The sequence below is a fragment of the Yoonia sp. BS5-3 genome (assembly GCF_038069655.2).
Taxonomy (GTDB): domain Bacteria; phylum Pseudomonadota; class Alphaproteobacteria; order Rhodobacterales; family Rhodobacteraceae; genus Yoonia; species Yoonia phaeophyticola.
This window is the reverse complement of the sequence record NZ_CP150951.2, coordinates 3528748-3552737: the sequence shown is the minus strand read 5'-3', so window position 1 is coordinate 3552737 and position 23990 is coordinate 3528748. Positions and strand designations below refer to the sequence as shown.

At 58.1% G+C, this 23990-nt stretch carries 20 protein-coding genes and 1 pseudogene; 14 read left to right on the top strand and 7 right to left on the bottom strand.

From position 1 onward, the window contains the following. Nucleotides 1-64 precede the first annotated feature (64 nt). From AABB29_RS17950 to glmM, 6 genes and pseudogenes are all read left to right on the top strand, one after another. Nucleotides 65-671 (top strand): annotated as a pseudogene (locus tag AABB29_RS17950) (DALR anticodon-binding domain-containing protein); the annotation flags it as partial. 77 nt (nt 672-748) lie between these two features. Further along, complete coding sequence (locus AABB29_RS17945) at nt 749-3310, top strand: putative PEP-binding protein (RefSeq protein ID WP_341365611.1); 2562 nt, start codon at nt 749-751, stop codon at nt 3308-3310. A gap of 180 nt (nt 3311-3490) precedes the next feature. Then, complete coding sequence (locus tag AABB29_RS17940; protein ID WP_341369054.1) at nt 3491-4159, top strand: cell wall hydrolase; 669 nt, start codon at nt 3491-3493, stop codon at nt 4157-4159. Between the two features lie 100 nt (nt 4160-4259). Next, a complete protein-coding gene (locus AABB29_RS17935; RefSeq protein WP_373636660.1) occupies nt 4260-5192 on the top strand; it encodes a dihydroneopterin aldolase in 933 nt (310 codons plus the stop codon). Then, nucleotides 5189-6205: a dihydropteroate synthase gene (gene folP, locus AABB29_RS17930; RefSeq protein ID WP_341365613.1), complete on the top strand. Its 1017-nt coding sequence runs from the start codon at nt 5189-5191 to the stop codon at nt 6203-6205. Before AABB29_RS17935 ends, folP begins: the two co-directional genes overlap by 4 nt. Continuing rightward, nucleotides 6195-7538, top strand: coding sequence for a phosphoglucosamine mutase (glmM, locus tag AABB29_RS17925; protein WP_341365614.1), 1344 nt, complete (start codon nt 6195-6197; stop codon nt 7536-7538). Before folP ends, glmM begins: the two co-directional genes overlap by 11 nt. A gap of 52 nt (nt 7539-7590) precedes the next feature. On the opposite strand, the gene AABB29_RS17920 is transcribed toward glmM, so the two are convergent. From AABB29_RS17920 to AABB29_RS17910, 3 genes are all read right to left on the bottom strand, one after another. Beyond that, nucleotides 7591-8688 carry a tRNA-dihydrouridine synthase gene (locus tag AABB29_RS17920; protein ID WP_341365615.1) on the bottom strand — a complete coding sequence of 366 codons (1098 nt, stop codon included), beginning with the start codon at nt 8686-8688 and terminating at the stop codon, nt 7591-7593. Between the two features lie 169 nt (nt 8689-8857). Further along, nucleotides 8858-9760, bottom strand: coding sequence for a DMT family transporter (locus tag AABB29_RS17915; protein ID WP_341365616.1), 903 nt, complete (start codon nt 9758-9760; stop codon nt 8858-8860). A gap of 90 nt (nt 9761-9850) precedes the next feature. Next, complete coding sequence (locus AABB29_RS17910) at nt 9851-10591, bottom strand: CPBP family intramembrane glutamic endopeptidase (RefSeq protein WP_341365617.1); 741 nt, start codon at nt 10589-10591, stop codon at nt 9851-9853. 543 nt (nt 10592-11134) lie between these two features. Here AABB29_RS17910 and xylB point away from each other — a divergent pair. From xylB to AABB29_RS17885, 5 genes are all read left to right on the top strand, one after another. Beyond that, nucleotides 11135-12574: a xylulokinase gene (gene xylB, locus AABB29_RS17905; protein ID WP_341365618.1), complete on the top strand. Its 1440-nt coding sequence runs from the start codon at nt 11135-11137 to the stop codon at nt 12572-12574. After that, complete coding sequence (gene xylA / locus AABB29_RS17900; protein WP_341365619.1) at nt 12571-13875, top strand: xylose isomerase; 1305 nt, start codon at nt 12571-12573, stop codon at nt 13873-13875. Before xylB ends, xylA begins: the two co-directional genes overlap by 4 nt. Before the next feature lie 75 nt (nt 13876-13950). After that, nucleotides 13951-14904: a hypothetical protein gene (locus AABB29_RS17895; RefSeq protein ID WP_341365620.1), complete on the top strand. Its 954-nt coding sequence runs from the start codon at nt 13951-13953 to the stop codon at nt 14902-14904. Further along, nucleotides 14901-16109, top strand: a complete 1209-nt coding sequence (locus AABB29_RS17890) for a hypothetical protein (protein ID WP_341365621.1) — start codon at nt 14901-14903, stop codon at nt 16107-16109. The genes AABB29_RS17895 and AABB29_RS17890 overlap by 4 nt, the downstream gene beginning before the upstream one ends. Continuing rightward, nucleotides 16102-17286: a DUF4147 domain-containing protein gene (locus tag AABB29_RS17885; RefSeq protein ID WP_341365622.1), complete on the top strand. Its 1185-nt coding sequence runs from the start codon at nt 16102-16104 to the stop codon at nt 17284-17286. Before AABB29_RS17890 ends, AABB29_RS17885 begins: the two co-directional genes overlap by 8 nt. Here the strand turns inward: AABB29_RS17885 and AABB29_RS17880 are convergent. Further along, nucleotides 17283-18563: a cytochrome c peroxidase gene (locus AABB29_RS17880; RefSeq protein WP_341365623.1), complete on the bottom strand. Its 1281-nt coding sequence runs from the start codon at nt 18561-18563 to the stop codon at nt 17283-17285. The genes AABB29_RS17885 and AABB29_RS17880 overlap by 4 nt on opposite strands. On the opposite strand from AABB29_RS17880, the gene AABB29_RS17875 reads away from it, so the two are divergent. The 3 genes from AABB29_RS17875 (at nt 18564) to AABB29_RS17865 (ending at nt 20308) form a co-directional block, all read left to right on the top strand. Then, nucleotides 18564-19064 carry a tetratricopeptide repeat protein gene (locus AABB29_RS17875; protein ID WP_341365624.1) on the top strand — a complete coding sequence of 167 codons (501 nt, stop codon included), beginning with the start codon at nt 18564-18566 and terminating at the stop codon, nt 19062-19064. It begins immediately after the preceding gene. Between the two features lie 136 nt (nt 19065-19200). Further along, on the top strand, nt 19201-19761 hold the full coding sequence (locus AABB29_RS17870; RefSeq protein ID WP_341369055.1) for a thermonuclease family protein: 561 nt from the start codon (nt 19201-19203) through the stop codon (nt 19759-19761). Nucleotides 19762-19861: 100 nt separating this feature from the next. Then, nucleotides 19862-20308 carry a hypothetical protein gene (locus AABB29_RS17865; RefSeq protein WP_341365625.1) on the top strand — a complete coding sequence of 149 codons (447 nt, stop codon included), beginning with the start codon at nt 19862-19864 and terminating at the stop codon, nt 20306-20308. A gap of 380 nt (nt 20309-20688) precedes the next feature. Here the strand turns inward: AABB29_RS17865 and dctP are convergent, their stop codons facing one another. From dctP to AABB29_RS17850, 3 genes are read right to left on the bottom strand one after another with little or no spacing between them, the layout of a single operon-like run. Beyond that, entirely contained in the window at nt 20689-21750 is a 1062-nt protein-coding gene (gene dctP, locus AABB29_RS17860) for a TRAP transporter substrate-binding protein DctP (protein WP_341365626.1), read from the bottom strand. Nucleotides 21751-21775: 25 nt separating this feature from the next. Then, the gene (locus AABB29_RS17855; RefSeq protein WP_341365627.1) at nt 21776-23344 is read right to left on the bottom strand and encodes a TRAP transporter large permease; all 1569 of its coding nucleotides are present in this window, start codon (nt 23342-23344) and stop codon (nt 21776-21778) included. Then, entirely contained in the window at nt 23344-23940 is a 597-nt protein-coding gene (locus AABB29_RS17850) for a TRAP transporter small permease subunit (RefSeq protein WP_341365628.1), read from the bottom strand. Before AABB29_RS17850 ends, AABB29_RS17855 begins: the two co-directional genes overlap by 1 nt. Nucleotides 23941-23990: the final 50 nt, after the last annotated feature.

Here is a 23990-nt window from a genome sequence, read left to right as displayed (position 1 = left end):
GCAGGGATGGATAGAGGCTCTCTTTTCCGACACCAAGATTGATGAGAGCCTTCCCATAACAGAAGAGAATTCTACGGGATACAATCGATTTCATCATTTCCAGAAGAGCAGCTGAAGAATGGTACCCCGTTCGAGACTGGAAACTGCCCGACCTTCTCTCCTTCTTCCACGACCGCCTGAAAGTCTTCCTCAAAGACAAAGGCATCCGCCACGATATCATCGACGCCTGCATCGCGATGCCGGGTAATGACGACCTGACCTTGTTGGTCAAGCGGGTCGAGGCGCTGGCCGAAACGCTGGCCACAGATGACGGCGAAAACCTGATCCAGGGGTTCAAGCGCGCCAACAACATCCTGACCCAGGCCGAGGACAAGGATGGGGTAGAATACTCTTACGGGGCGGACATCAAATTTGCCGAAGATGACGCCGAAAAGGCGCTTTTCGCGGCCCTCGATGCTGCAGATGCAAAGATCGCGCCAGCCATGGATGCTGAAGATTTCAGCACCGCGATGACCGCTATGGCAGCACTTCGCGGACCAATTGATCAATTTTTCACCGATGTGCAGGTTAACGCCGATAGCGAAATTCTGCGGCGCAATCGTCTTAACCTGTTGTCACGGATCAGAAAAATATGCCTGTCTGTCGCCGATTTAACCAAGATCGAAGGATAATCGATTTTTTGTAAAAATTTAGCTACAAGTAAGGGATTTATCCCTTATGCTGCACCTACACAATAAATGGTGCCGCGTTGCAGCAACAGACCACATATAGTCCTTTGACCCTGATCACGCCAACTGCAAAAATGTCGGCGGCTGTTCATGGCGGGCGGGCGAAATGTCTGCAACGGTTGATCCGGCTTGATATGCCTGTGCCCGTCACGGTGGCCCTGTCTTTTGACGCGGTCCATGATGCTGCAAAGGGGCGTTTGCCAGACATGCAAACGCTGCTTGCCCCGTTTGGGGATGACCCGCTTTTGTCGGTGCGCCCGTCCAGCCAAGACCCTGATTGGGGCGGGCCGGGTGCGATATTGAATGTGGGCATGAATGACGCTCGCCATGCGGCCCTGACCCAGACGATTGGCGTGCGTCAGGCCACGGATATGTATCTGCGCTTTATCCAATCATACGCCATTCATGTGGCCCGACTGGACCCGGACGCGTTTTATCTGCCCGACACGCCTGATGCGGATAGCCTGCGCGCGATGCTTGAGACATATGAGCAGGAAACGGATGAGGCGTTTCCGCAGGATGTGGCGGCGCAATTGTCCGAAGTTCTACGCTCGATGGCGCGGGCCTGGGATGGCACGACCGCGCGGCTGCTACGCCAGGCAAAAGGGGCGCCGGTTGATGCGGGGTTGGGTCTTGTCGTGCAGGCCATGGCCCTGGGCGTGGGCGAAGGCGAATGCGGGCAAGGCGTGATCCAGTTTGTCGATCCGGCCACGGGCGCGCCGCGCGTCGTGGGCCGCTATATCAGCCAATATCAGGGCCAAGAGCTGAGCCGCAAATCCGAAGGTGCGCTGTTTTTGAACCGCGATCCGCGCGGTCCCTCGCTTGAGGAAATCTGCCCTGATCAATTCGCGCAGCTTTTGTCCTATGGCGATCTGTGCCGCAGGCGTTTGCGCGAAGAGATGGAAGTGATCTTTACCCTGCAAGATGGCCGTTTGCGCATTCTGGATGCCATTCGGGTGCAGCGATCCTCGCGTGCGGCGGTCCGGATCGCAGTGGCCCTTGCCGAAGATGGGATCATCGCCCGTGAAGAGGCTGTTATGCGGGTTGAACCGGCCGCCTTGTCCGAATTGCTGCACCGTCAAGTTGACCCCGAAGCGGACCGTGATGTGATCACGGGCGGTATTGCCGCCAGCCCGGGCGCGGCCAGCGGGCGTATTGTGCTGACCTCTGCCGCCGCACAGGCCAGTGCCGCCCGGGGTGAGCCTTGCGTTCTTGTCCGCCGCGAAACCACACCAGAGGATATCCGCGGCATGCATGCGGCACAGGCCGTGTTGACCATGCGCGGCGGTGTGACCAGTCATGCGGCCGTGATTGGCCGCGGTTTGGGTGTGCCTTGCGTTGTGGGTGCCTCTGATCTGGTGATTGATCGCAAAGCCGATCAGGTCAAGGCCGCTGATGGCCGTGTCTTTGCGGTTGGTGACATGATCACGGTGGACGGGACAACGGGCCAGGTGCTGGCGGGTGAGCCGCCAACGCTTGAGGCGGCGCTGGATGATACGTTTCAGACATTACTGCATTGGGCCGATGATTATCGTGATATCGGCGTGCGTGCCAATGCCGACACACCCGCCGATGCGCAGACCGCCCGCAACTTTGCGGCAGAGGGCATCGGATTGTGCCGCACTGAGCATATGTTCTTTGAAGGCCACCGCTTGGGCGTGATGCGCGAAATGATTTTTGCCGAAGAGGGCGCTGACCGGCGCGCGGTTCTCGACCGGCTATTGCCGATGCAACGCGCTGATTTTCAGGCGCTTTTTGAAATTATGGCGGGTACGACGGTTTGCGTCCGCCTGTTTGATCCGCCGCTGCATGAATTTCTGCCAGCCGATAAGGCGGGGATGCGCGATTTGGCCACCCAGCTGGCCCTGCCGCTGCCCGAAGTGACCGAGCGCGTGCAGGCGCTGAGTGAATATAACCCGATGCTGGGTATGCGCGGCGTCCGTCTTGGTATCGCGATCCCTGAAATCTACGACATGCAGGCCCGCGCTATTTTTGAGGCGATGGTCGCTGTCCGTCAAAAAGACATCAAGATCAATGTTGAAATCATGATCCCCCTCGTCAGTGCCATGCGCGAGGTGGAGTTGATGAAGGCCCGTCTGGATGCCGTCGCAAATGCGGTGCGGACCAAATCAAAGGTCGATTTTGTTTATCGCCTTGGCGTCATGGTCGAAACCCCGCGTGCGGCCTTGCGCGCCGAAGATATCGCCGGACATGCTGAATTCCTGTCTTTCGGCACCAATGATCTGACCCAGATGACCTATGGTCTATCGCGCGATGATGCGGGGCGCTTTATGTCGGCCTATGTCAAACAGGGCGTTTATGCCGAAGATCCGTTCCATACGATGGATATCGAAGGTGTGGGCGAGCTTGTCGCGCTTGGGGCAGAGCGGGGCAGGCGCGGGCGCCCTGATGTGGCTCTGGCTATTTGCGGTGAACATGGGGGCAGCCGCTCTGCCATTGCGTTTTGCCGGGCGCATGGGTTTGATTATGTCTCATGCTCGCCCTTCCGGGTACCGGTTGCGCGGCTGACCGCTGCGCAACTGACCTTGCTTGACCCTGATCGGCCATCCCGCAATTCGTGACTTTTGTTACAGACCCACGGTAAGACGCGGCGTCATTTCGAAATAGTCACCTTGTTGTGGCCGGGATGTTTCAGGAACTGCGACAGTCTGACCCGAGGGGTAGACGGATCGATTTTGATGGCCTATGTGCTGCCCCGCCTGCGCGAGGCTTATCCGCGTGGTTTCCTGGGTGGGAATGTTATGACGATTATTCGGGCGTTTTTCGCCGCATCATTTGCGGCGTTGCTGTCGCTTACGGCCTCAACATCCGTTGCGGATGAATTGCTGGCCAGCCGTTTGGCCGCAATATTAGGGCAAGAGCGCGAGGCGCTGTCGATTGTCCCCGACGCCCGTTTATCCGTGCTGACGTCTTTGCCATCCGCGCAATCGCGCGGGATCGAGACGCAGACCGGGATGGTTTATGACCGCAACTATCTTGCCAGCCTGCCAGCTGCTGATGGGGGTGACCAATGGGAATGCCTGACCCAGGCGCTGTATTTCGAGGCACGGGGCGAGACCGTCCGCGGTATGTTTGCGGTGGGCGAGGTGATCTTGAACCGTGTGGATAGCAGCGCCTATCCTGACACCCTTTGCACCGTGATCAATCAGGGTACGGGGCGCCGTTACGCCTGCCAATTCACCTATACATGTGATGGCAAAGCCGAGGTTATCAACGAACCCCGCGCGTGGGAGCGTGTCGGCAAAGTTGCCCGTCTGCTGATGGACGGCACCCCCCGTGCTTTGACCGGAGGCGCGACCCATTATCATACCAAGGCTGTCAACCCATCTTGGGCGCAGCGTTTCCCGCGCACGGCGTCGATTGGATCGCATTACTTTTATCGCCAGCCGATCCGCACAGCTTCGCAGTAACGTCGCATGCAGCAGGGGCATTGTCGCCCCAGCCGCTTGCTGCTTGGTCGCACTGCTTATATGCCACGGATAACCTGTGTCATCTTGGGACCTGACCGCCATGACAGACGACATTCGCCTTGCTTTTGCGCATCCCAGCGAACGGGCTGAGGCCAGCAGCACAACACCATGCGACCGCATTTCGCTGCGCGACTATGTGGTTGAGGTTGAAATCGGCGCTTTCCAACAAGAGCGCGGCACATTGCAGCGTGTCCGGTTCAATGTCGTGGTTGAGGTGCTGCCGCTGACCGGCCCGATCGACGATGATGTCGACCGCATCCTGTCTTATGACAAAGTGACCGAAGCCATCGGGTTTGAGCTTGAAGCCGAGCGTCTGAACCTGCTTGAAACCTTGGCCGCCCGCGTCGCCGAGCGTATCTTGCTGGAACCGCAGGCCGAAAGGGTCTTTGTCCGCATTGAAAAGCTGGATCGTGGTCCCTTTGCGCTTGGCGTGGAAATTGTCCGCGCGCGTGATGGCGTGGATCTGGCAGGCCAAGATCATGTGCCCGCACCGCATCCGCGTTTGGTGTTTTTGTCCAATGCGGCAATTGATGCGCCGTACTTAAGTGGCTGGATCGATCAGCTTTCCGCCCGCGATGCACCGCTGATCATTTGTGTCGGCCCTGCCGATCAGCCCGCGCCGCAAGCCGGGAACGCCTTGACCCAAAGGCGCATTGATTTGTTAGCCATCGAACAGAACGCCTGGACACTGGCGGCCCGCGACAGGCGCTGCACGGTCGTTGGCACCCGGACCGAGCTGGATTGGGCCATGAAAAACGACCAGATTTGCATCTGGGCCCCGTCCAAGATCGTGCTTGATGCTGTCGATGGCCCTGCCGCCGGCCCGCAGGATGGTGCTGCTTTGGCCGCTTGGTTTGCTGGTCAGATGATGGCCAAAGAAATGCTGGTGATCGGTGCCGAGATATCTCAGGCCGCCCTGCCTGGGGGGTTGTCCCTGCGCCGCGCCGATATCACCGACCCGATATTGCCATGACGCATTACTATCGCCCTTTGCTGCGCTTTGGTGATCGGCCCAAGGCGGCGCTGACCATTGGGGCGCAAGCCTGCTGGTTTGATCAGGTTGAGGTGCTTGACCGCAATGCTGCACCGCAAATTGTGCCCGCAACGGATATCCCGCCAGAGGCGCTCGACCGTTTGACCCGCCCGCGCGCACCTATTGCGGGCTGCGATCTTAGTCGTCCGTTGATTATGGGTATTTTGAATGTCACCCCCGATAGTTTCTCGGATGGGGGGCAGTTTGATCGCCTTGATGCGGCTGTGGAGCACGCCGCGCAGATGCAGGCGGATGGCGCTGATCTGATTGATATCGGCGGGGAAAGCACCCGGCCCGGCGCCGCTCCTGTACCGGTTGAGGATGAAATCGCCCGCACGGCCCCCGTTATCGCGGCCATTCGGGCTCAAAACCCGGTGCCGATCTCAATTGACACCCGCAAAGGGGCCGTTGCAGCGCCGGCTATCGAAAATGGGGCTGATCTGATCAATGATGTGGCGGCGTTTACCTTTGATCCGGGGCTGGCGGCGCTGACGGCACAATCGGGATTACCGGTCTGTTTGATGCATGCTCAGGGGGATCCCGAAACCATGCAGGATAATCCGCAATATGCGGATGTGGTGCTGGATGTGTATGATTTTCTGGCAGAGCGGATCGCGGTGGCCGAGGCTGCGGGGATTGCCCGGGATAAGATCATCGTGGATCCTGGTATCGGTTTTGGTAAGACGATTGCACATAATCTTGCTCTGTTGCGCGGGATCGCGGTTTTTCATGCGCTTGGCTGCCCGATCCTGCTGGGCGCATCACGCAAACGGTTTATCGGCACGATTGGCGGCGGGACAGATGCAACCGACCGGGTCAGTGGATCGGTTGCTGTGGCGCTGCATGCCGCACGGCAGGGGGTGCAATTCCTGCGTGTGCACGATACATTTGCCACCAAACAGGCATTGGACCTGGAATGGGCAATAGGGGCAGCAGAACAATATGACACGTAAGTTCTTTGGTACCGATGGGGTGCGCGGCAAGGCCAATACCTATCCGATGACCGCCGACATGGCCTTGAAAATTGGGGCCGCGGCAGGGCGCTATTTCCGAAATGACGGATCAAACGGGCACCGGGTTGTGATTGGCAAGGACACGCGCCTGTCCGGCTATATGTTTGAGGGGGCGTTGACCGCCGGGTTGACTAGCACAGGCATGAACGTGCTGATGCTTGGGCCGGTGCCAACCCCCGCTGTTGGTTTGCTGACCACATCGATGCGCGCCGATGTCGGGATCATGATTTCGGCCAGCCACAATCCTTATCATGACAATGGGATCAAATTCTTCGGTCCCGATGGCTTCAAACTGTCCGATGAGGCCGAGTTCGAGATCGAGGCCCTCATCAATAGCGACATTGAACCGGCCCAAGCGCAGAATATCGGGCGGGCCAAGCATATCCATGATGGCCGCTTTCGCTATGCAGAACGTGTCAAATCAACCTTTCCTACGGGCATGCGCCTGAATGGGCTAAAGGTTGTCGTGGATTGTGCCAATGGGGCTGCACACCGTGTCGCCCCCGAGGTGCTTTGGGAGCTCGGTGCAACCGTGATCCCCGTGGGCGTCAGCCCTGATGGTCTGAATATAAACGATGGTTGCGGCTCGACCGACACATCTGCCGCAGCGGCGGCAATCCTGCGTGAAGGGGCTGATGTTGGCATCTGCCTTGATGGCGATGCGGACCGGGTGATGATCCTGGATGAGACAGGCACGGTTGCTGATGGTGATCAGCTGATGGCACTGATGGCCGGGCGTTGGGCTGACCAAGATCGGCTGAAAGGCGGCGCCCTGGCCGCCACCGTGATGTCAAATCTGGGGCTTGAGCGCTATTTGGAAGGGCGCGGTTTGCGGCTGGAACGCACAGCCGTTGGGGACCGGTACGTGGTTGAGGCGATGCGCGCCAAGGGCCTTAATCTGGGCGGAGAGCAATCTGGTCATATCGTGATGACTGATTATGCGACAACGGGCGACGGCTTGCTGGCCGGGCTGCAATTTCTTGCTGCAATGATCGAAACCGGCCAGCCGGCCAGCGCACTGACAAAGACATTTGAAACCGTGCCGCAATTGCTGAAGAATGTGCGCTACGCGGCGGGGCAGGACCCCTTGAATGCAGAGGGCGTCAAAGCATGCATCACCGCAGCCGAGGGCAAATTGCAGGGCCTGGGGCGTTTGCTTATTCGCAAATCAGGGACCGAGCCGCTGATCCGCGTGATGGCCGAGTGCGAGGATAGCGATCTGCTGGTGCAGGTCGTTGATGATATCGTGCAAGAGGTTGAAGCGGCCATATAGGCGGCATCGCTCTGCGGGCCGCCAAATGCGGCCCGCTATCTTACATGCGGCCTTATGCCGATTTGGCATATCCACCGTTATAATCGTCGCTTTTGCGGCGGACCTGAGAGTGTTCGACAATCCGTTCGCGCGCCGCGCCGCGGAATTCCTCGATCGAGGCATAGCCCTTGCGCTGTAGATACTCGCTTAGGTCTTCTGTCAGTTCCTGGATCAGCTTGACACCAACGCCGCCGCTGCCTTTTTCCTCCATTGCGGCGGTGCAGATTTGCAGGTTTCCAGCCCCATGCACGATGAAGTTGAACGCCTCGCGGAAGCCCTTGATGCCGCCAATGCCCGAGATCGATTTGTCCGGGAAGGCCCGCGAGATGTCCGAAACCCGTTGCAAGGCCTGATGCAGGATCGCCAAACCTCCAAGCCCGCCAGAGGTGACGAGCCCGTCGACCTCGACTTCGAACTTCATGGTTTCGGGGTCCATAAGGGGCAGGGACGGGAAGGTGTTGCACAGCGATATACATGAGGCGCCCGCCTCATAGGCGGCGGCAGCGGCGCTCACCAGCGTTGAGGTTGAGGGCGTCAGCTTGACCCAAATCGGTACATCAACAACGGATGTCACCGCCTGCAGGATGGATCTGATGATATCCTCATCGTTGGCGACATTCGCGCCCATATCCTTGCGGTCCATATGCGGGCAGGACAGGTTCAGTTCCAGCGCGTCGCAGCCGACCCCAACGCAGGCGGTGGCCAATTTGCGCCAATTGTCCATCTCTTCCTCGCTGCCCGCACCGGCCATGATCGAGGCGATCAGCATACGGTCCGGGTAGGTGGTTTTGATCTCTTCCAGGTCTGGCAACCAAAGTTCGAGCGGTTGGTCTGAGATCAGCTCCCAATTCCAGGAGGAATGCGATACCGTATCGGCCCGTTTATTGCGCGAGACATAGGGCTTTTCTTCGCTGGTGCGCTGAAAGATCGTTTTGGGACCGGCGACGTTTTCGACCGGGTGCAAGCCGATGGTCTTGGTGACGACACCGCCCCAACCGGCCTCAAACGCCTTGAGGATTTTACGTTTGCTTTCCGTCGGCGGCGCAGAGGCCAGCACGAAGGGGTTCACAAATTTAAGACCGGTAAACTCAGTCGAAAGCTCTTTTTGCATGGCGTATCCTCGCTTTGTTACCATTGATCAGGGTAATTTTTGACCAAAAAGTCAATATTTTTCGTGAGACGATAGGGATAACCTTGGAAATCACCGCTATTATTGCAGCATCATGCTTAAAAAACAGGATGCCGTTAAAGATGCTAAGAAGTGGTTCAGGCGGTGAAAGTCATTCCGGCCGGAACAGACGCACGAGGCTGGACCATTGGCTGATCGCAAGACCCAAAAGGATCAATGCAAGGGCCGCAAAGAACCGCAGCGGCAGCATTTCTTGTAAAATCCAGGCACCAAAAAGCATCGACCAGACCGGCACCTGGTAGTTCACCAATGTCATGAAAACCGAACCCGCCGTGCGGATCGTTACGACGCGGATCAGCGCGGCAAGCGCCGTCGGCAGCAGTCCAAGCGCAATGATGGCCGTGGTTGCGCGTGTATCCGCCAGATGCGGGATGCCTTCGATCCATAGCATGGCCGGGATCAGGGCGGCGCTCCCCACGAGCAATAGCAGTGCAGACATGGTGATCGGGTCGATAGGCGGGCAACGCCGGGTCATGATGCTGGATACCGCATAAGACAGCGCAGCGGCCAGGCAGGCCAGTTGGCCCCATGGCGCTGTCCCCGTGCCCAGACGCAGCACACCCGGACCAATCAGGATGACCGCACCAACAAAGCCAAGGCAAACGCCAGCCAGATTGCGCTGGGTCAGCTTTTCATCTGTGAACAGATGCGCCAAAGGCAACACGAACAGGGGCAAGGCGGCCATGGAAATGCCCGCAAAGGCCGATGGCACAAATTGCTGCCCCCAACTGAGCAGCGCAAAGGGCAGTGCGGTGTTCAAAAGGCCGATCAACAGCAGATATCTGCACATGCGCGGGGTGAAGTCGGGCAACGGGCGCCGCATCAACCACATCAAAGCAAGCAGTGCCGCCGCGCCCAGCGTTGTGCGGGCGCAAGCCACGGTCAACGGGCCGTACCCCGTAAGCGCGATAGAGACGACCATAAACGTCGCGCCCCATATGACGCCACGCGCGCCGATGGACAGCCAGTTTTTCACGGTCGGTTGGGATGTCATGGGGCTTCCTGCGGAAGGTCTGGGCACGAGAAGCATATTATGTGGTTACGCATTATGGTGCCTGATGAACAACACTAAGAAGCCCTTGGACTAGATCCATCCAGCGATACTGGGAACCAGGATCAAAAGCACAAGCGCGTTGCCGAGCCCATGAAGGTAAATGCCGATCCAGGTGTTCTTTCGATGTTGCACCAGATAGGGAATTACCAAGCTGACGGGCATCAGTGTGAGGAAATTCCAGCGCATGAATGCGTGGACGAGAAGGTTCCAACATAGACCGTTTACCAACCACGCGTAACCGCCAAATACACGTTCTTGCAGCGGCAGGGCATAGCCTCTCCATAGTAGTTCCTCCCCGCCGATATTGATAACCAGCCAACCGAGCCAAAATACAAGCAGCCACCAGTTCCCTTCCACAGGTACTGCGAAAAACGTGCTCAACCCGGCTTCAATATCGAGCCCGGGATCAAACAATTCGGGGATAACGCTGGGTGTCGAGAAGAACCACATCTCAGAAATAATCGCCCCAGTTCTGGAAAGCGAGATTTCGCACACCTGCACTGCGACGAAAGCAACGGCAATGGCAATCCAATCGCCTCGCTGCAATTTTTTTAGACGAAACCTTTCTTTGAATTCGTCTGACTTTGGGTTTCGAAAGTGGCGCACGAGCACCCAGCACAGGAGCAGAATAATAGGTAGCCACAACCCTGCCGTCCAACTGACAATGAGTGGGATGCCGAGACTTGTTGCAATCGGTACCCCGAAATAGAGAGCGACCAGAATAACAAACCCCGGCAGTCCGAAGAAGAGTATGCTTTGTGCAAGATTCATGGATACCACATTTATAGTTGGCTGCTGGTACAGGCCATTCTAGATATCTCAGCGAGACTTACGTCCTGTCCTTAGTACAGTCTCGGTGGGCTACCAAGCTTTCCGTGTGTTGCCAGTGCAATCACGTGGGGCAGGTTTGCGCAATCCACAAAATAATGCCGATTGAGCCCAAAATCATTAGAGCGTGAAACACTTTTATCAGTAATGTGCTGAGATGTGTTTTCACCCCAATCATTACGAGAAACGTATCTTTCAGTCCAAATTTATTATGCTTTCTAACAAGGTAGGCCAGAATAAACGCCATAGGCCAAAAGTAAAAATGAACGTAAGCAAAATTTTCTGTACATGCCATCTGCGAAATCCCACATTCCAGATCGCTGTCTACAGGATCATAAACCGGTTTTCTGGTCCAGAGCTTAGCTTTCCCTTATCCTCTTGATTACCGCGCAGCGCCGCGTGATGATGCCTATGTGCGATCCTATCGCGCTGAGGAGGATTATCAAAAATGCTGCGGCGGTTGTTGCCCTTTGACGGGGCGCCTTGATGTATATCGGTCTGGATTTGGGCACGTCTGGTCTGAAGGCTGTGTTGATTGATGAGGCGCAAACCCTGCGGGCCGAGGCAGCGGTTTCGTTGACAGTCAGCCGTCCCAAACCCGGCTGGTCTGAGCAGGACCCGCAGAGCTGGCTGGATGCTGCTGATGTTGTGCTGCGGGACTTGGCGGGGCAGGTGCCGCTTGATGCGGTGCGGGCCATTGGCCTGTCTGGCCAGATGCATGGCGCGACGCTTTTGAACGCTTATGACGCTGTGTTGCGCCCCTGTATCTTATGGAATGATACGCGGGCCGCTGATGCGGCGGCTGAAATGGACGCCGATCCCCGTTTTCGTGCCCTGACTGGCAATATCGTCTTTCCCGGCTTCACCGCGCCCAAGCTCAGCTGGGTGGCCCAGCATGAGCCGCAGATATTTGCCAAAGTGGCGCGGGTTCTTTTGCCTAAGGATTATCTGCGCCTATGGCTGACCGGTGAGGCTGTGGCCGAGATGTCGGATGCCGCTGGAACATCTTGGTTGGATGTGGCCAAGCGCAATTGGGCTGATGATTTGCTGGCCGCCACAGGGCTGTCCCGCGATCATATGCCCCGTTTGGTGGAAGGCACGGCGGTTTCCGGCCAGCTGCGCGATGCATTGGCGCAGCGCTGGGGGCTGCCCAAGGGTGTGGTTGTCGCGGGCGGCGGCGGTGACAATGCGGCAAGTGCCGTTGGGGTCGGCGTTGTCTCTGCGGGTGATGCGTTTGTGTCGCTGGGCACGTCGGGCGTCTTATTCGCGGCCTCGGATGCCTACCGACCTGACCCGGCTAGTGCCGTGCATACATTTTGTCACGCATTGCCGGGGACTTGGCATCAGATGGGTGTGATCCTGGCGGCGGCAGATGCGCTGAACTGGTATGCCCGTCTTGTGGGCCAACCAGCGGCCAGCCTGACCGCATCTTTGGGCGATTTGCAGGCCCCTTCACGGGCTTTGTTCTTGCCCTATCTCGGCGGCGAGCGGACCCCGCATAATGACAGCCAGATACGCGGCGCTTTCCTGCATCTGGATCATGCCGCCGATCAGGCCGCAGCGACCCGCGCCGTGTTGGAAGGGGTGACCCATGCGATCCGCGATTGCCATGATGCGCTTGCGGCGACGGGCACGCAGATCAGCCGTCTGATTGCGGTCGGTGGTGGGTCGAAATCGGATTACTGGCTCAAGGCTTTGGCCACATCGCTGGATATGCCGATTGATCTGCCCGTTGCCGGTGATTTCGGTGGTGCGTTTGGTGCCGCCAGGCTGGGCCTGATGGCCGCAACCGGTGCCGGGCCCGAGATCGCGGGCCCGCCCGCCATTGCCCGAACGATCACGCCAGACCGGGCGCTGACCGACGCGTTTGCCGATGCGCACGCGCGCTACCGCGCCGGTTATGCTGCATTGAAAGGACTGTCATGACTGATTTCTTCAATGGAATCCCAACGATCGCCTATGAGGGGCCAGAGGCGGCACATGATTTTGCCTTTCGCCATTACGACCCGGATGCTGTTATCATGGGCAAGCCCATGAAGGATCATCTGCGCTTTGCCTGCGCCTATTGGCACTCTTTCGCTTGGCCGGGCGGTGACCCTTTTGGCGGTCCAACCTTCGTACGCCCTTGGTTTGATGACACAATGGACGCGGCCAAGATGAAGGCCGATGTCGCCCTTGAGATGTTCCAGATCCTGGGTGTGCCCTATTTCTGCTTTCACGATGCAGATGTCCGGCCAGAGGGGGCATCATTTTCAGAGAGCATTGATAACCTTGCGCAAATCACTGATTACTTTGCGGAAAAGATGGATCAGAGCGGCGTCAAGCTGCTTTGGGGAACGGCCAATCTGTTTTCCCATCGTCGCTATATGGCCGGGGCTGCGACGAACCCGGACCCGGATGTCTTTGCCTATGCTGCCGCCACGATCAAGGCGTGCATGGATGCCACGATCAAGCTGGGTGGCGAGAATTACGTGCTTTGGGGCGGGCGCGAAGGGTATGAGACGTTGCTGAACACCGATATGGGCCGCGAGCGACAGCAGGCGGGCCGTATGTTGCAGATGGTCGTCGATTATAAGCACAAGATGGGCTTTGAAGGGACGATCCTGATTGAGCCCAAACCCCAAGAGCCGACAAAACATCAATATGATTATGACGTCGCCACTGTTTACGGGTTCTTGAAGGATTTTGGCCTTGAGGATGAGGTCAAGGTAAACATCGAACAGGGCCATGCCATTTTGGCTGGCCATTCCTTTGAGCATGAACTGGCCTTGGCCCGCGAGCTGGGCATTTTTGGCTCAATCGATATGAACCGGAATGACTATCAATCCGGCTGGGATACCGACCAGTTTCCTAATAATGTGCCCGAGATGGCATTGGCCTATTACGAGGTTCTGCGCGCGGGCGGCTTCACCACCGGCGGCACCAATTTCGACGCGAAGTTACGCCGACAAAGTCTTGATCCGGAAGATTTAATTATTGCTCATGTTGGCGGCATGGATGCTTGCGCCGCCGGTCTGAAGGCTGCCGCGGCAATGTTTGAGGATGGCAAGCTAGAGGCCGCGCGCGATGCCCGCTATGCCGGTTGGAACACGGCCGCGGGCCAAGATTTGCTACATCGCAGCAGTCTTGAGGATTGTTATGCAAAAGTGACCGAACAAGCGATTGAACCAGAGCCACGCTCGGGGCGGCAGGAACGGCTGGAAAATCTGGTGAACCGCTACCTGTAACCCGGGCCTGATCCGCGGCCTTGTGCTGGTTTCCCCTGCTGCATAGGGTGCAGGGCAAGGGACAGGGAACACGCTGTGATTGGCACCATTCTCAAGGCAATTGGGCGCAAATATATGGACGTGACCTTGCGGTCCGGTCCCGACTACACGGTGCGCATTATTGAACGTCCGGGCCTGTGGATGGCGCCGGATGCGCTGGCCGAGCTGAGCGCAAATCTGCGTCAGATCGCGGCGAAAACGCTGGATGCCGGCAGCCTGACTTATGGTGTTTTTTCGGGTGACAAAGCGCGGATGGAGGCTGTGATTATCACGCTGGTTGCCCGCCGTGATGGCACACCGATTGCCTTTAATGCCCTTGCGATCATGACGCTTCAGGATAGCCCACACCCCACTGAGGTGCTGCATTTAGGCCTTGTGATGGTCGATCCCGCAGAGCGGTCAAAGAACCTGTCTTGGGTGCTTTATGGGCTGACCTGTTTCTTGATCTTCTTCCGGCGCCAGTTCCGGCCAATCTGGGTGTCCAATGTCACGCAGGTGCCTGCTGTGGTTGGCATGGTCTCGCAGATGTTTTCGGATGTCTGGCCCGGCCCAAGGGGCGGGCGGCGTACGCTGAACCATCTGCTGCTGGCCCGCCGGATCATGGCCAGTCAGCGCCATATCTTTGGCGTCGGGGCAGAGGCCGGGTTTGATGAGGACCGCTTTGTCATCACAGACGCCTATACCGGCGGATCGGATGATTTGAAAAAGACCTGGGATAACGCGCCAAAGCACCGTGATGTGCAGTTTAATGATTTCTGCGCCAAGATGCTGGATTATGGGCGCGGCGACGATGTGTTGCAGCTGGGCCGGATGGATATTGCGGCAATGCGCGGCTATCTGCTGCGCGAGGTGCCCAAATCGGCCATCCTGGGTGTCGTATTAACTGGCGGACTGGTGGCGCTGCGCCGTTTGGTTTTGCCTGCGATCCACTGGGCAGATGGCAGCAAACCTTGGTCGATCCTGCGCCCGCGCAAAGGGCCGGGCGCATGATTTTAGCGGCCAGCGTTATGGTCCAGATTTACCTTTCGGGCGGCGCGTTGCTGGGCCTTTTAGTCCTGCGCCGGGTCATTGTCCGCCGCGACAGGTGGGATCCGCTGAACCGGCGTTTTCTGTTTTGTATCCGGGTTTCAATCCTTTTGTTTACCGGCCGCCTTGCGATGACGCTGACCGGCGTTGAGGCGTTTCGCATTCTGGTCCTGCTCGCCGCTGCATTGATCCCGCTGGCCGCAATTGTGTTAACCGAAGGGTTGCTACGCAGACATGCGCCTGGTTTTGTGAAAGCCAGTATGGGCGGGGCGGCTGTGATCTTTGGCGTTCTGGCCTTGTGGTATTCCGGCAGCATTGATCCGCAGCGGCTGATTGCGCAGCTTGCTGTGCAAATTGCCGGGTTTTGCATGGCAGGGTGGATGATCATCACCCGCGACCGGGCGTCGCTTTCGGCGGGCGAGAATACGACAGTGGTCCGCTTGGGCCTGTCGCTTTTGTTGTTCATACCGCTGGCGGCGGGGGATTTCCTGCTGATCTACACGGGCCTGCCGATCCAGTTTTCCGCGCTTGGCGTCTTGATCCTGTGTTGGCTGGCGATTGGTCTGGCACGTGCCCAATTGGGCCATGGTGCCACCTTGGCCAGCCTTGGGGTGATGATCGCAGCCTCTGCCGTGTTCAGCGCGATGATCAGCTTTCTGGCCGGTCTTGATCGCAACGGCGCGCTGCTTTGCGCTGCGGCCTTCATGACGACCCTGTTTGTGGTTGCCATTTTGAATGACGCACGCAGTTTGCGTGCCGAAGAACAAAGCCTGGGCCTGCTGCGTCATCTGGCCACCGCCGAAGTGAAAGATCCGATGAGGTTCTTGCGCGATTTGCAAACGCACCCGCGCGTTGATGGGGCGGTCATTGTCAGCGAAGACAGCCTGTCTGAGTTGCAAGACCCCGTGTTGGATCAGATTTTCGCGGCCTCCCCGGTGTTGCGCCGCTTCGACCCGCCGCAGCTTGGCCCTGTGGCCGAGGATCACATCGCCTATCTGTTTGAACGGTATTCGGCCACCCATGTGATCTTGGCGCGCAGCAGGCCCCGGGTGCTCGTGGCGCTTGCCATGCCGTCACTCAGCGCATCGCCAGCAACAGAGCTTGAACTGCAGGTGGTGCAGCGTATGGCGGCCTTGATCGCAGCCAAAGAGGAGACCCAAGATGGATGATATGCATGCTGAGGCACGCCGCATTTTTGATGCAGGGCTGCGCGCTGCTGATCCTTATGCGGCGGTGGCGGGGCATCTCGGTAACGTCGTGCGTCCCACCCAGATCATTGCTGTGGGCAAGGCTGCCCGCTTGATGGCCAAGGCCGCGCTGGATCATTTTGGTGCGATCCCCTGTCTGGTTGTGACCAATTACGAAAATGCCGATCCGCTGGACGGCGCGGCCGTCTTTGCTGCTGGTCATCCGGTGCCCGATGAAAATGGGGCCGAGGCCGCGCACGCCGTCATCGCAGCGCTGCAGGCCGCTGAGGGGCCGGTGCTGGCCCTGATTTCGGGCGGCGGCTCGGCGCTGCTGCCTGCGCCTGTGCCCGGCCTTAGCTTGCAGGATAAAGCTGCGGTGAATGCGCTATTGCTTGGGGCGGGGTTGGATATTCGGGCAATGAACCTGGTCCGCCAACAGCTTTCGACCTTAAAGGGCGGCGGGTTTCTGCGCCATGCGGCGCCTCAGCCGGTGACGGCGCTTATTTTGTCGGATGTCATCGGGGATGATTTGTCAGCGATTGCCAGCGGCCCAACGGCGCCGCCAATTGGCATTGCGGCCGACGCGATCACTGTGCTGAAAGGGGCGGGGCTGTGGGCGCAGTTGCCCGAGCCTGTCCGCAAGCATCTTAGCGCTGCGTCCCCTGCGGACCCGCCCCCGCATGCCGTCAATCATTTGGTTGGCTCTAATCGCAAAAGTGTTGCTGCCATGGCCAAAGCTGCGGGCGCGGCCCATGTCCTGCCTGCGCCGATTGAGGGGGATGTGGCTGAGGCCGCCCGTATCATCTGCGATCAAGCTGGCCCCGGGATCACCGTTTGGGGCGGCGAGACGACTGTCGTTTTGCGCGGGGATGGGCGCGGCGGGCGCAATCAGGAATTGGCGCTGCGTATCGCACAAGAGGCCCGCGCCCGCGGCTGGTCAAAATGGGTCTGTCTGCAGGGCGGCAGTGACGGGCGTGACGGGCCAACGGATGCTGCAGGCGGTTTGGTTGATGGGCAGGTGCTTGATAAAATTACGAATGTTGACGCGCTGCTGGCCAATAATGATAGCTATCACGCCCTAGAGCAGGCGGGCGCATTGCTGAAAACCGGGGCGACCGGCACCAATGTCGCCGATCTGGGCGTTATGATCCGGCTTTAATCAACAGGCAGGCCACTGGGCACAGTCTCTGGCCGGCCCATGGGGCGGGTCAGGGCGCTTTCACCGGTCAGAGCATGCAAAAAGGCAACCAGATCAGCGATATCCTGATCGCTGAGCGTCATTGTGTTGATATCGCGGATCGCCGCTTGCCGGGCCATTTCGCGCGTGTCCGCCCGGATCGCGAAATCGACGGCCTCAAGCCAGGGCACGTCGGGCAGATTGGCCATCTCTGGCGTCCAGTCCGCCGTGGCGGGGTTCGCATGATGCCGGATCATGGTTGTCAGCGTCGGGTAGGCGCCGTTGTGTCCGTAGGGGGCCGTCAATGCGACGTTGCGCAAAGACGGGGTGCGAAATTTATAGGCATCTTCAAGCAAATGCGTCTCACCCATGCGGCCCACATCGCGCGGGATCGGATCCCATTGTCTTGTGCGGCCCGGGCCAAAGGCGGGCAGGCCAAGCGCGTGGAAATTCTGATCAGTAAATAGCGGGCCTGCGTGGCAGGATGCACAGCGATTGTTAAAGAAAAGCTGACGGCCCCGTTCCGCATCATCGGGCAGGGGTGTGCCGGTCAGCCAAGCGTCGTAAGGGCTGTCATAGGATTGCCATTCGGCGGCGATGAAGGCCCCTAGCGCGTTGCCAATCTCAACAATGGTCACATCGCTGGGTTCGTCAATGTGATCAAAGGCTTGTACGAACATCTGACCATATTGCGGGAGCGTGCGCACCCGTTTAGCGATGATCGGCCAGCCCCGGTCGATCCGGTTGTTGACAGCACCGATCACATCGTTTTCGCCTAGGTTTCCAGCCATCTCAAACTGGGCCGTCATCGGGAAAAGGGCCTGGGCCGCCACGAGGTTATCCAGCCCCTCGGGCAGCCATTCTTCGGCGGGGGAATCAAAGCCATTTCCGAAGATATCCGAGGCGGTCAGTCGTCCGTCATGGAACATCACCTCAACCGAATTATGCCCAAGATTCCAAAGGGCTGGCGCGTTTCGGGGGATCCGTTTTCGGATCGCATCGCGCCCTTCGCCGGCTGTCCGATTGGGCCCAACGCCGATACCCCCTTCGCCAATGCCAAGCGACAGTGCATCTGTGCCCGCATGATCATGATGGTGACAGGTCCCACATGAGATATTTCTGTTTCCTGACAGTATCTTATCATAAAATAGCAGCTGGCCGATCCGGGCTTGATCCGGGTCGATGGGGATGTAATCATCCGGGCTGATCGCCTGCGCCGCCGCCATTTGCCCGGCGCAAATCAACCCAAGGAGACCCATATGCACCCGGTACAGAATGCGTACAGACGCTGTACATACGCTTTGGCTTTGGCGCTGCTTTGGGCGGCGCCTGCCCAGGCCGATATGGAGACGGCGCGCGATCTGATGGAGGCGGGGGACTACGCCGAAGCCCGCGCGCTGTTTGAGGTCTATGCCCGCTCTGGCAATGCCGAAGCCGAGGAATTGATCGGCGTCATGTACGCCCTTGGCCTGGGGGTTGAGCGCGATGATGAGCGCGCGTTTGACTGGTACTTGCGGGCGTCTTTGAAAGGGCATCCTGGGGCACAATCCGGGCTTGGCTGGTACTATGAGGTCGGCCGGGGCTTGCCCGCGCCAGATATGGTCAGAGCCTATCTTTGGTATGCCTTATCGGCAATAGGCGGGGACCCGGATGCACTGGATTCGCTTGAGCTGATCACCCCGCGTCTGACCGCCGCCGAACGGGCCCGGGCCGAAGTCCTTGTAGATGACTACAAGGGCTGGATGTATCCGTTTCGGTAAAATTCTACTAGGTCATAATGATGACAATCATCTATCAAGAATCGCTCTATGCGTGTATTGATTTTTCTATACACCACCTACGGAGCGGCGCTTGGAAGTTTTTGGTATTGTTATTGCTGTTGGTGTCGTGTTTGGGATGCTCATTTTGCCGATCCGGTTATCGCAAGGATCGACGTCTCGCTCGCCTCCCAAAGAACCGCCACCGTCGCATCCACCAAAAGTTCAACATACGCGATCAGGTGTTGTGCCCCGGGCAACCGTTCGATATGAGATTGCTGGGCTTGCCTTCGTCACCGATGGTGACGGTCTCAGGATCAAAAACACTGAAATTCGCCTTTTTGGGATTGATGCCCCCGAATTTGGGCACCCGCTTGGGAAGAAGGCCAAGTGGGCGTTGCACAGGCTTTGCAAAGGGCAGAAAATACGCGCGGAAGTGACCGGGAAGGATAGCCATGGTCGGACGGTTGCAAAGTGTTTCTTGCCAGACGGGCGTGATTTGTCATCTGAGATGGTTAAACTGGGTTTAGCCTTAGATTGGCCGAAGTATTCGGGTGGTGTTTATGCCCAATTCGAAACGCCGGATGCTCGCAAAAAGCTGTGGCTGGCCGATGCCCGGCAGAAGGGGCGTATGCATATTTGGGACAAATACGAAGCTCGACGCAAAGCGCGCGCTACAGGGTATAAGGCAGTTGAATAAAATGCTATCTATTTTCGGGTCCGCGCCGCATATGCGGTAACGCGTTGCTAAGATTGGTCTGTCAACTTTCGTGCGAAACTTACGGATGAAAGGTCTTCGCGTGAATAACTTGTCCATGGTGTCGTTCGCGACGCAATCGGGTCAGAACCGTCCGCCTCCGCCGCCGCCCCCATCGGGTGAGGATCTGGTGAAAAAGCTGGATGCTGATGGCTCTGGCAGCCTGTCGGCGAGCGAGATTGAAGATACAAAACTAGGCCAGCGGATTGGCGATGGTTTTGGTGATATCGATACAGATGGCGACGGTCTGCTGAGCATTGCCGAGCTTGATGTCGGCGCCGAAGCCGCCCGCGAGGCTGGTGGTCCTGAAGGCAAAAACGGACCGCCAAACGGTGGCCCGCCGCCCAGCGGTGATCCAAGCGGCATTGACGCGGAATCGCTGTTTCAAAGCCTGTTTGAGGCTCTGTCAGAAGAGGATAGCGGCGGTGCTGGCATGTATGATTTTGTGCAGCAGCTATATGAAGATGCGCAGACAGCTATTGCCGCTTGATCCGCGAGCTTTTTGGCGCGTCGCGGGTTTTGATCAAAGCGCAGATTGAAACCTGTTGTATGTCAGCGTGCGATGTTGTGTGCGGCATCCCTATGGTGCCGTGCCCAAAGATTGCTTGGTTCGGATCATCATCAGCGGAAGAGATATTATAAGTGGAAAAGGCTGGCGGGCTTCGGCCCGTGCCAGAAAGATCGTAGTTGGGCCTTTGCCGGGTTTGCTTCAAATGACGCCGTCAACGCGTCCAATCTGGAAGCTGATGACATTGCCCATTCCGCCGCCGCCAGAATATTCCCTTCAGATCGTACAAGTCGATCAGATGAGTAAAACAGCAAAAGGCCGCCCGGTTAGGGGCGGCCTTTCGTGTTACTTTAGCGCGATGCTTAGTTCAGGTCGCTTGCGTAGGCGGCTTCAAGCTCGGCTTCGGCTTCGCCCACGGCAGTGATCAGCGCGTCGAGGATTTCGTCGCCGCGGTCAACATTGCTGCGGAACCAATCCTGGACCGGTGCTGCGGCTTCGGCGAAGGCTGCTTTTTGCTCGGGCGTTGGCACATAGAGATCGCCGCCACCCTCAACGAAAGCCTGGTAGGCTTCGATTGATTTGCGCTTGGGCGAGGCGAATGTGGCTTGCTGCAGTTCGGCAAAGCCATCGACAACGACGCGGCGCAAATCCTCTGGCATCGCCATGAAGTTGTCGTTGCTCATCCACCAGAGCGCGCCCATATAGGCGTGCCCGTCCAGTGTCATGTATTGCAGACCCGCATCTGGGAATTTCATGCCCATGATGTCGGTGATCCCGTTTTTGGAGCCTTCAACAACGCCGGTCTGGAATGAGGTGAACAGCTCGGGCCATGGGATCGGCGTTGGGGAGGCGCCAAGCGCGCGGACCAGTTCCTGCGGCAGGTCGGCCACAACGGTCCGGATTTTCAGACCTTCCATGTCGGAAGGCTCTGCCACACGGCGCTGCGTATTCGCGAAGTTACGCCAGCCGCCAGTGTTGCCGATAGTCATCAGACGGATCGTGTCACCGCTGTCTTCCAGCGCCATGTCCCGCATGGTGCGCACAAAGTCGGAGGTCAGCACATGCTCTGCCACCCGGTCATTGGCCATCAGATATGGCAGGTCCAGCACCTGCACATAAGGGAAGATGCCAGCAGCACCGCCAGAGGTGGAGATATAGACATCGATGGACCCTTCGGACACGCCTTCGAGGCATTCCGCGCCCGTCGCACAAAGCTGCGTGCCGATGAAGAGTTCTACCCCGATGCGCCCGTTAGAAGCGGCTTCGACATAGCTTTTGAACACGACCAGACCGTCATAATCTTCGTCGTTTTCATTGGAGTTTGCAGTGGCTCGGATGGTGAATTCCGGCTCGGCCTGCGCCCATGCGGCGAATGGTGTCGCCAAAAGCGCAGCGGTGGCCGCGATTTTCATTTTGTTCAGCATTGATAGTTCTCCCTTTTTATACTGATTAGTTTCCGCCCGGTGCCGGGCTGATACAGGCGCTAAAGCCAACTTCCGGCCCGCAGCCTAAAAAGCCGGTCACATAGGGCACCGTCATTGAGATCGCCGGGATATAGGTGATCAGGAAGATCACAAAAATCTCGACCGCCAGGAAAGGCAGGATCGCCTTGGCGATGGTTTCGACCTTTTCCTTGGACACTGTACTGGCCACGAATAAGACAAGCCCCATGGGCGGTGTTGCCAGCCCCACCGTCAGGTTCACGCTCATGATGATGGCGAAATGCACCGGGTGCACGCCCAGGTCCACAAAGATGGGTCCCAGGATTGGCCCCAGGATGATGATTGCCGGTCCCGCATCCAGGAACATCCCCACCACAAACAGCAGAATATTGATCAGGAACAGCAGCATCAGCGGGTTGTCGGACAGCGACAGGATGTAGTCTGACAGGATTTGCGGTGCATAGCTGAGGCTGACCACGGTTTTGAACGCCACAGCCGCCCCAACCAGCAGCAAAACAGCTGAGGTTCCAAGCGCCGAGCGGGTCAGCACTTGTCCCAGATCCTTCAGTGTCATGGATCGCAGCACCAGAAAGCTGACCACAAGCGCGTAGGCAACCGCGATGGCTGAGGCTTCGGTTGGGGTGAAGACCCCCACGAGGATCCCGCCGAGGATGATGATCGGTGTTTGCAGCGGCGCGATCGCCTTTTTGCAGACCATCCGAAAATCATGGCTGACCTTTTTGCGGTAGCCCATCAGCATGACATGCGCGATGGCCAGCAGCGCCCCGAATACCACCCACAGGTTCAACGCGTGGATTTTATCGCCTGCTTCGTTGATCTCAGCCAGCCCAACCGTTGTTGCCAGACCGCTGTAGACGGCCATCAAAAGCCCGGCGACGTTGATCCGCAGCAATGCAAAACTGACCCAATATTCCACTTGCGATACGGATTGGTCTTTGGTGACGATCCGTTCCGCCTTGGGCAGGTCGTACCGGTCGGCCATCAGCCGTACCATGACCATCAGCCCAACCCCGACCATGACACCCGGCACAATCCCCGCCAGGAACAGTGCAGCGACGCTTTCGCCCATCACGTAGGCATAGATGATCATGATCCCCGATGGCGGGATAATCGGCCCGATCACCGAAGAGGCAGCCGTGATCGCAGCCGCGAATTTGCGGGAATAGCCGTTTTTCTCCATGGCGGGGATCAATGTCGAACCGAGCGCCGATGTGTCCGCCACGGCGGAGCCTGAAAGCCCGGCAAAGAGGATCGATGACAGGATATTCACATGCGCCAGCCCGCCGCGCAGGTGCCCCATGAAGGCCTGGGAAAACTCGACCAGGCGGGTGGTGATCCCGCCCCGGTTCATGATTTCCCCCGCCAGCATAAAGAAGGGCAGGGCCATCAGGGGGAAACTGTCCATCCCTGTGTAGAAATTGCGATAAAGCACTGAGAGTTGCCGGGCCTGATCATCCAGTGTCAGCAGCGCGAAGGGGGCAGCCAGCAGCGCGAAGGCTACGGGCAAGCCGACCATGATCAGTACAAGAAAGACGGGAAGGAACCATAATAGCATCAGTCGGCTCCTTGAAAATCGTCTGCGTTCAATGGTTTAAGTCTGTCGCCGCCGCCAGTGATCTTGATGATTTGCCGGATAATCAATTCGGCGTTCACGACAATCAACAGGTTCACCCCAACCCAGAGTGACGCATATTGGTAGCTGTTGGCGAATTTATCGCCGCAGCGCCCGATCTCAATCCCTAGTGGCCACCGCAGTGATGACGAACAGCCGCGCCCGGAAATCCCGGTGATATGGTTGTTCCAACCCTTGTCCCAGGCAATCACAAGCACCCACATGGCAATGCTCATCAGGATCAGTGAGAGAATGGCCGAAGCCATTCGGGGCAGGGCCCGTTCGAGCATGTCGATGGAAACAAAGCCCCCCATCCGGTAGGCCAGTGGCGCCATCAGCCCGGTCATCCAGAGCATTCCGAACCGCGCGCCTTCCTCTGTCCAGTTGGGCGCGTCATTCAGCACATAGCGAAAAAAGACCTGCCCAAGAATCAGGCAAACCATAATGGTCAGCGCGGCAACCGCGATGGCTTTGCCTATCGCAAGCACTGCGGTGTTGAACCGCTCTATCGGCCAAAGAAGGCCAAACAGGACCGACATTCCGGCTCCTCCCCTGTTTTTTGGGCATTTTGCCCATGTTTTGGGGGCGC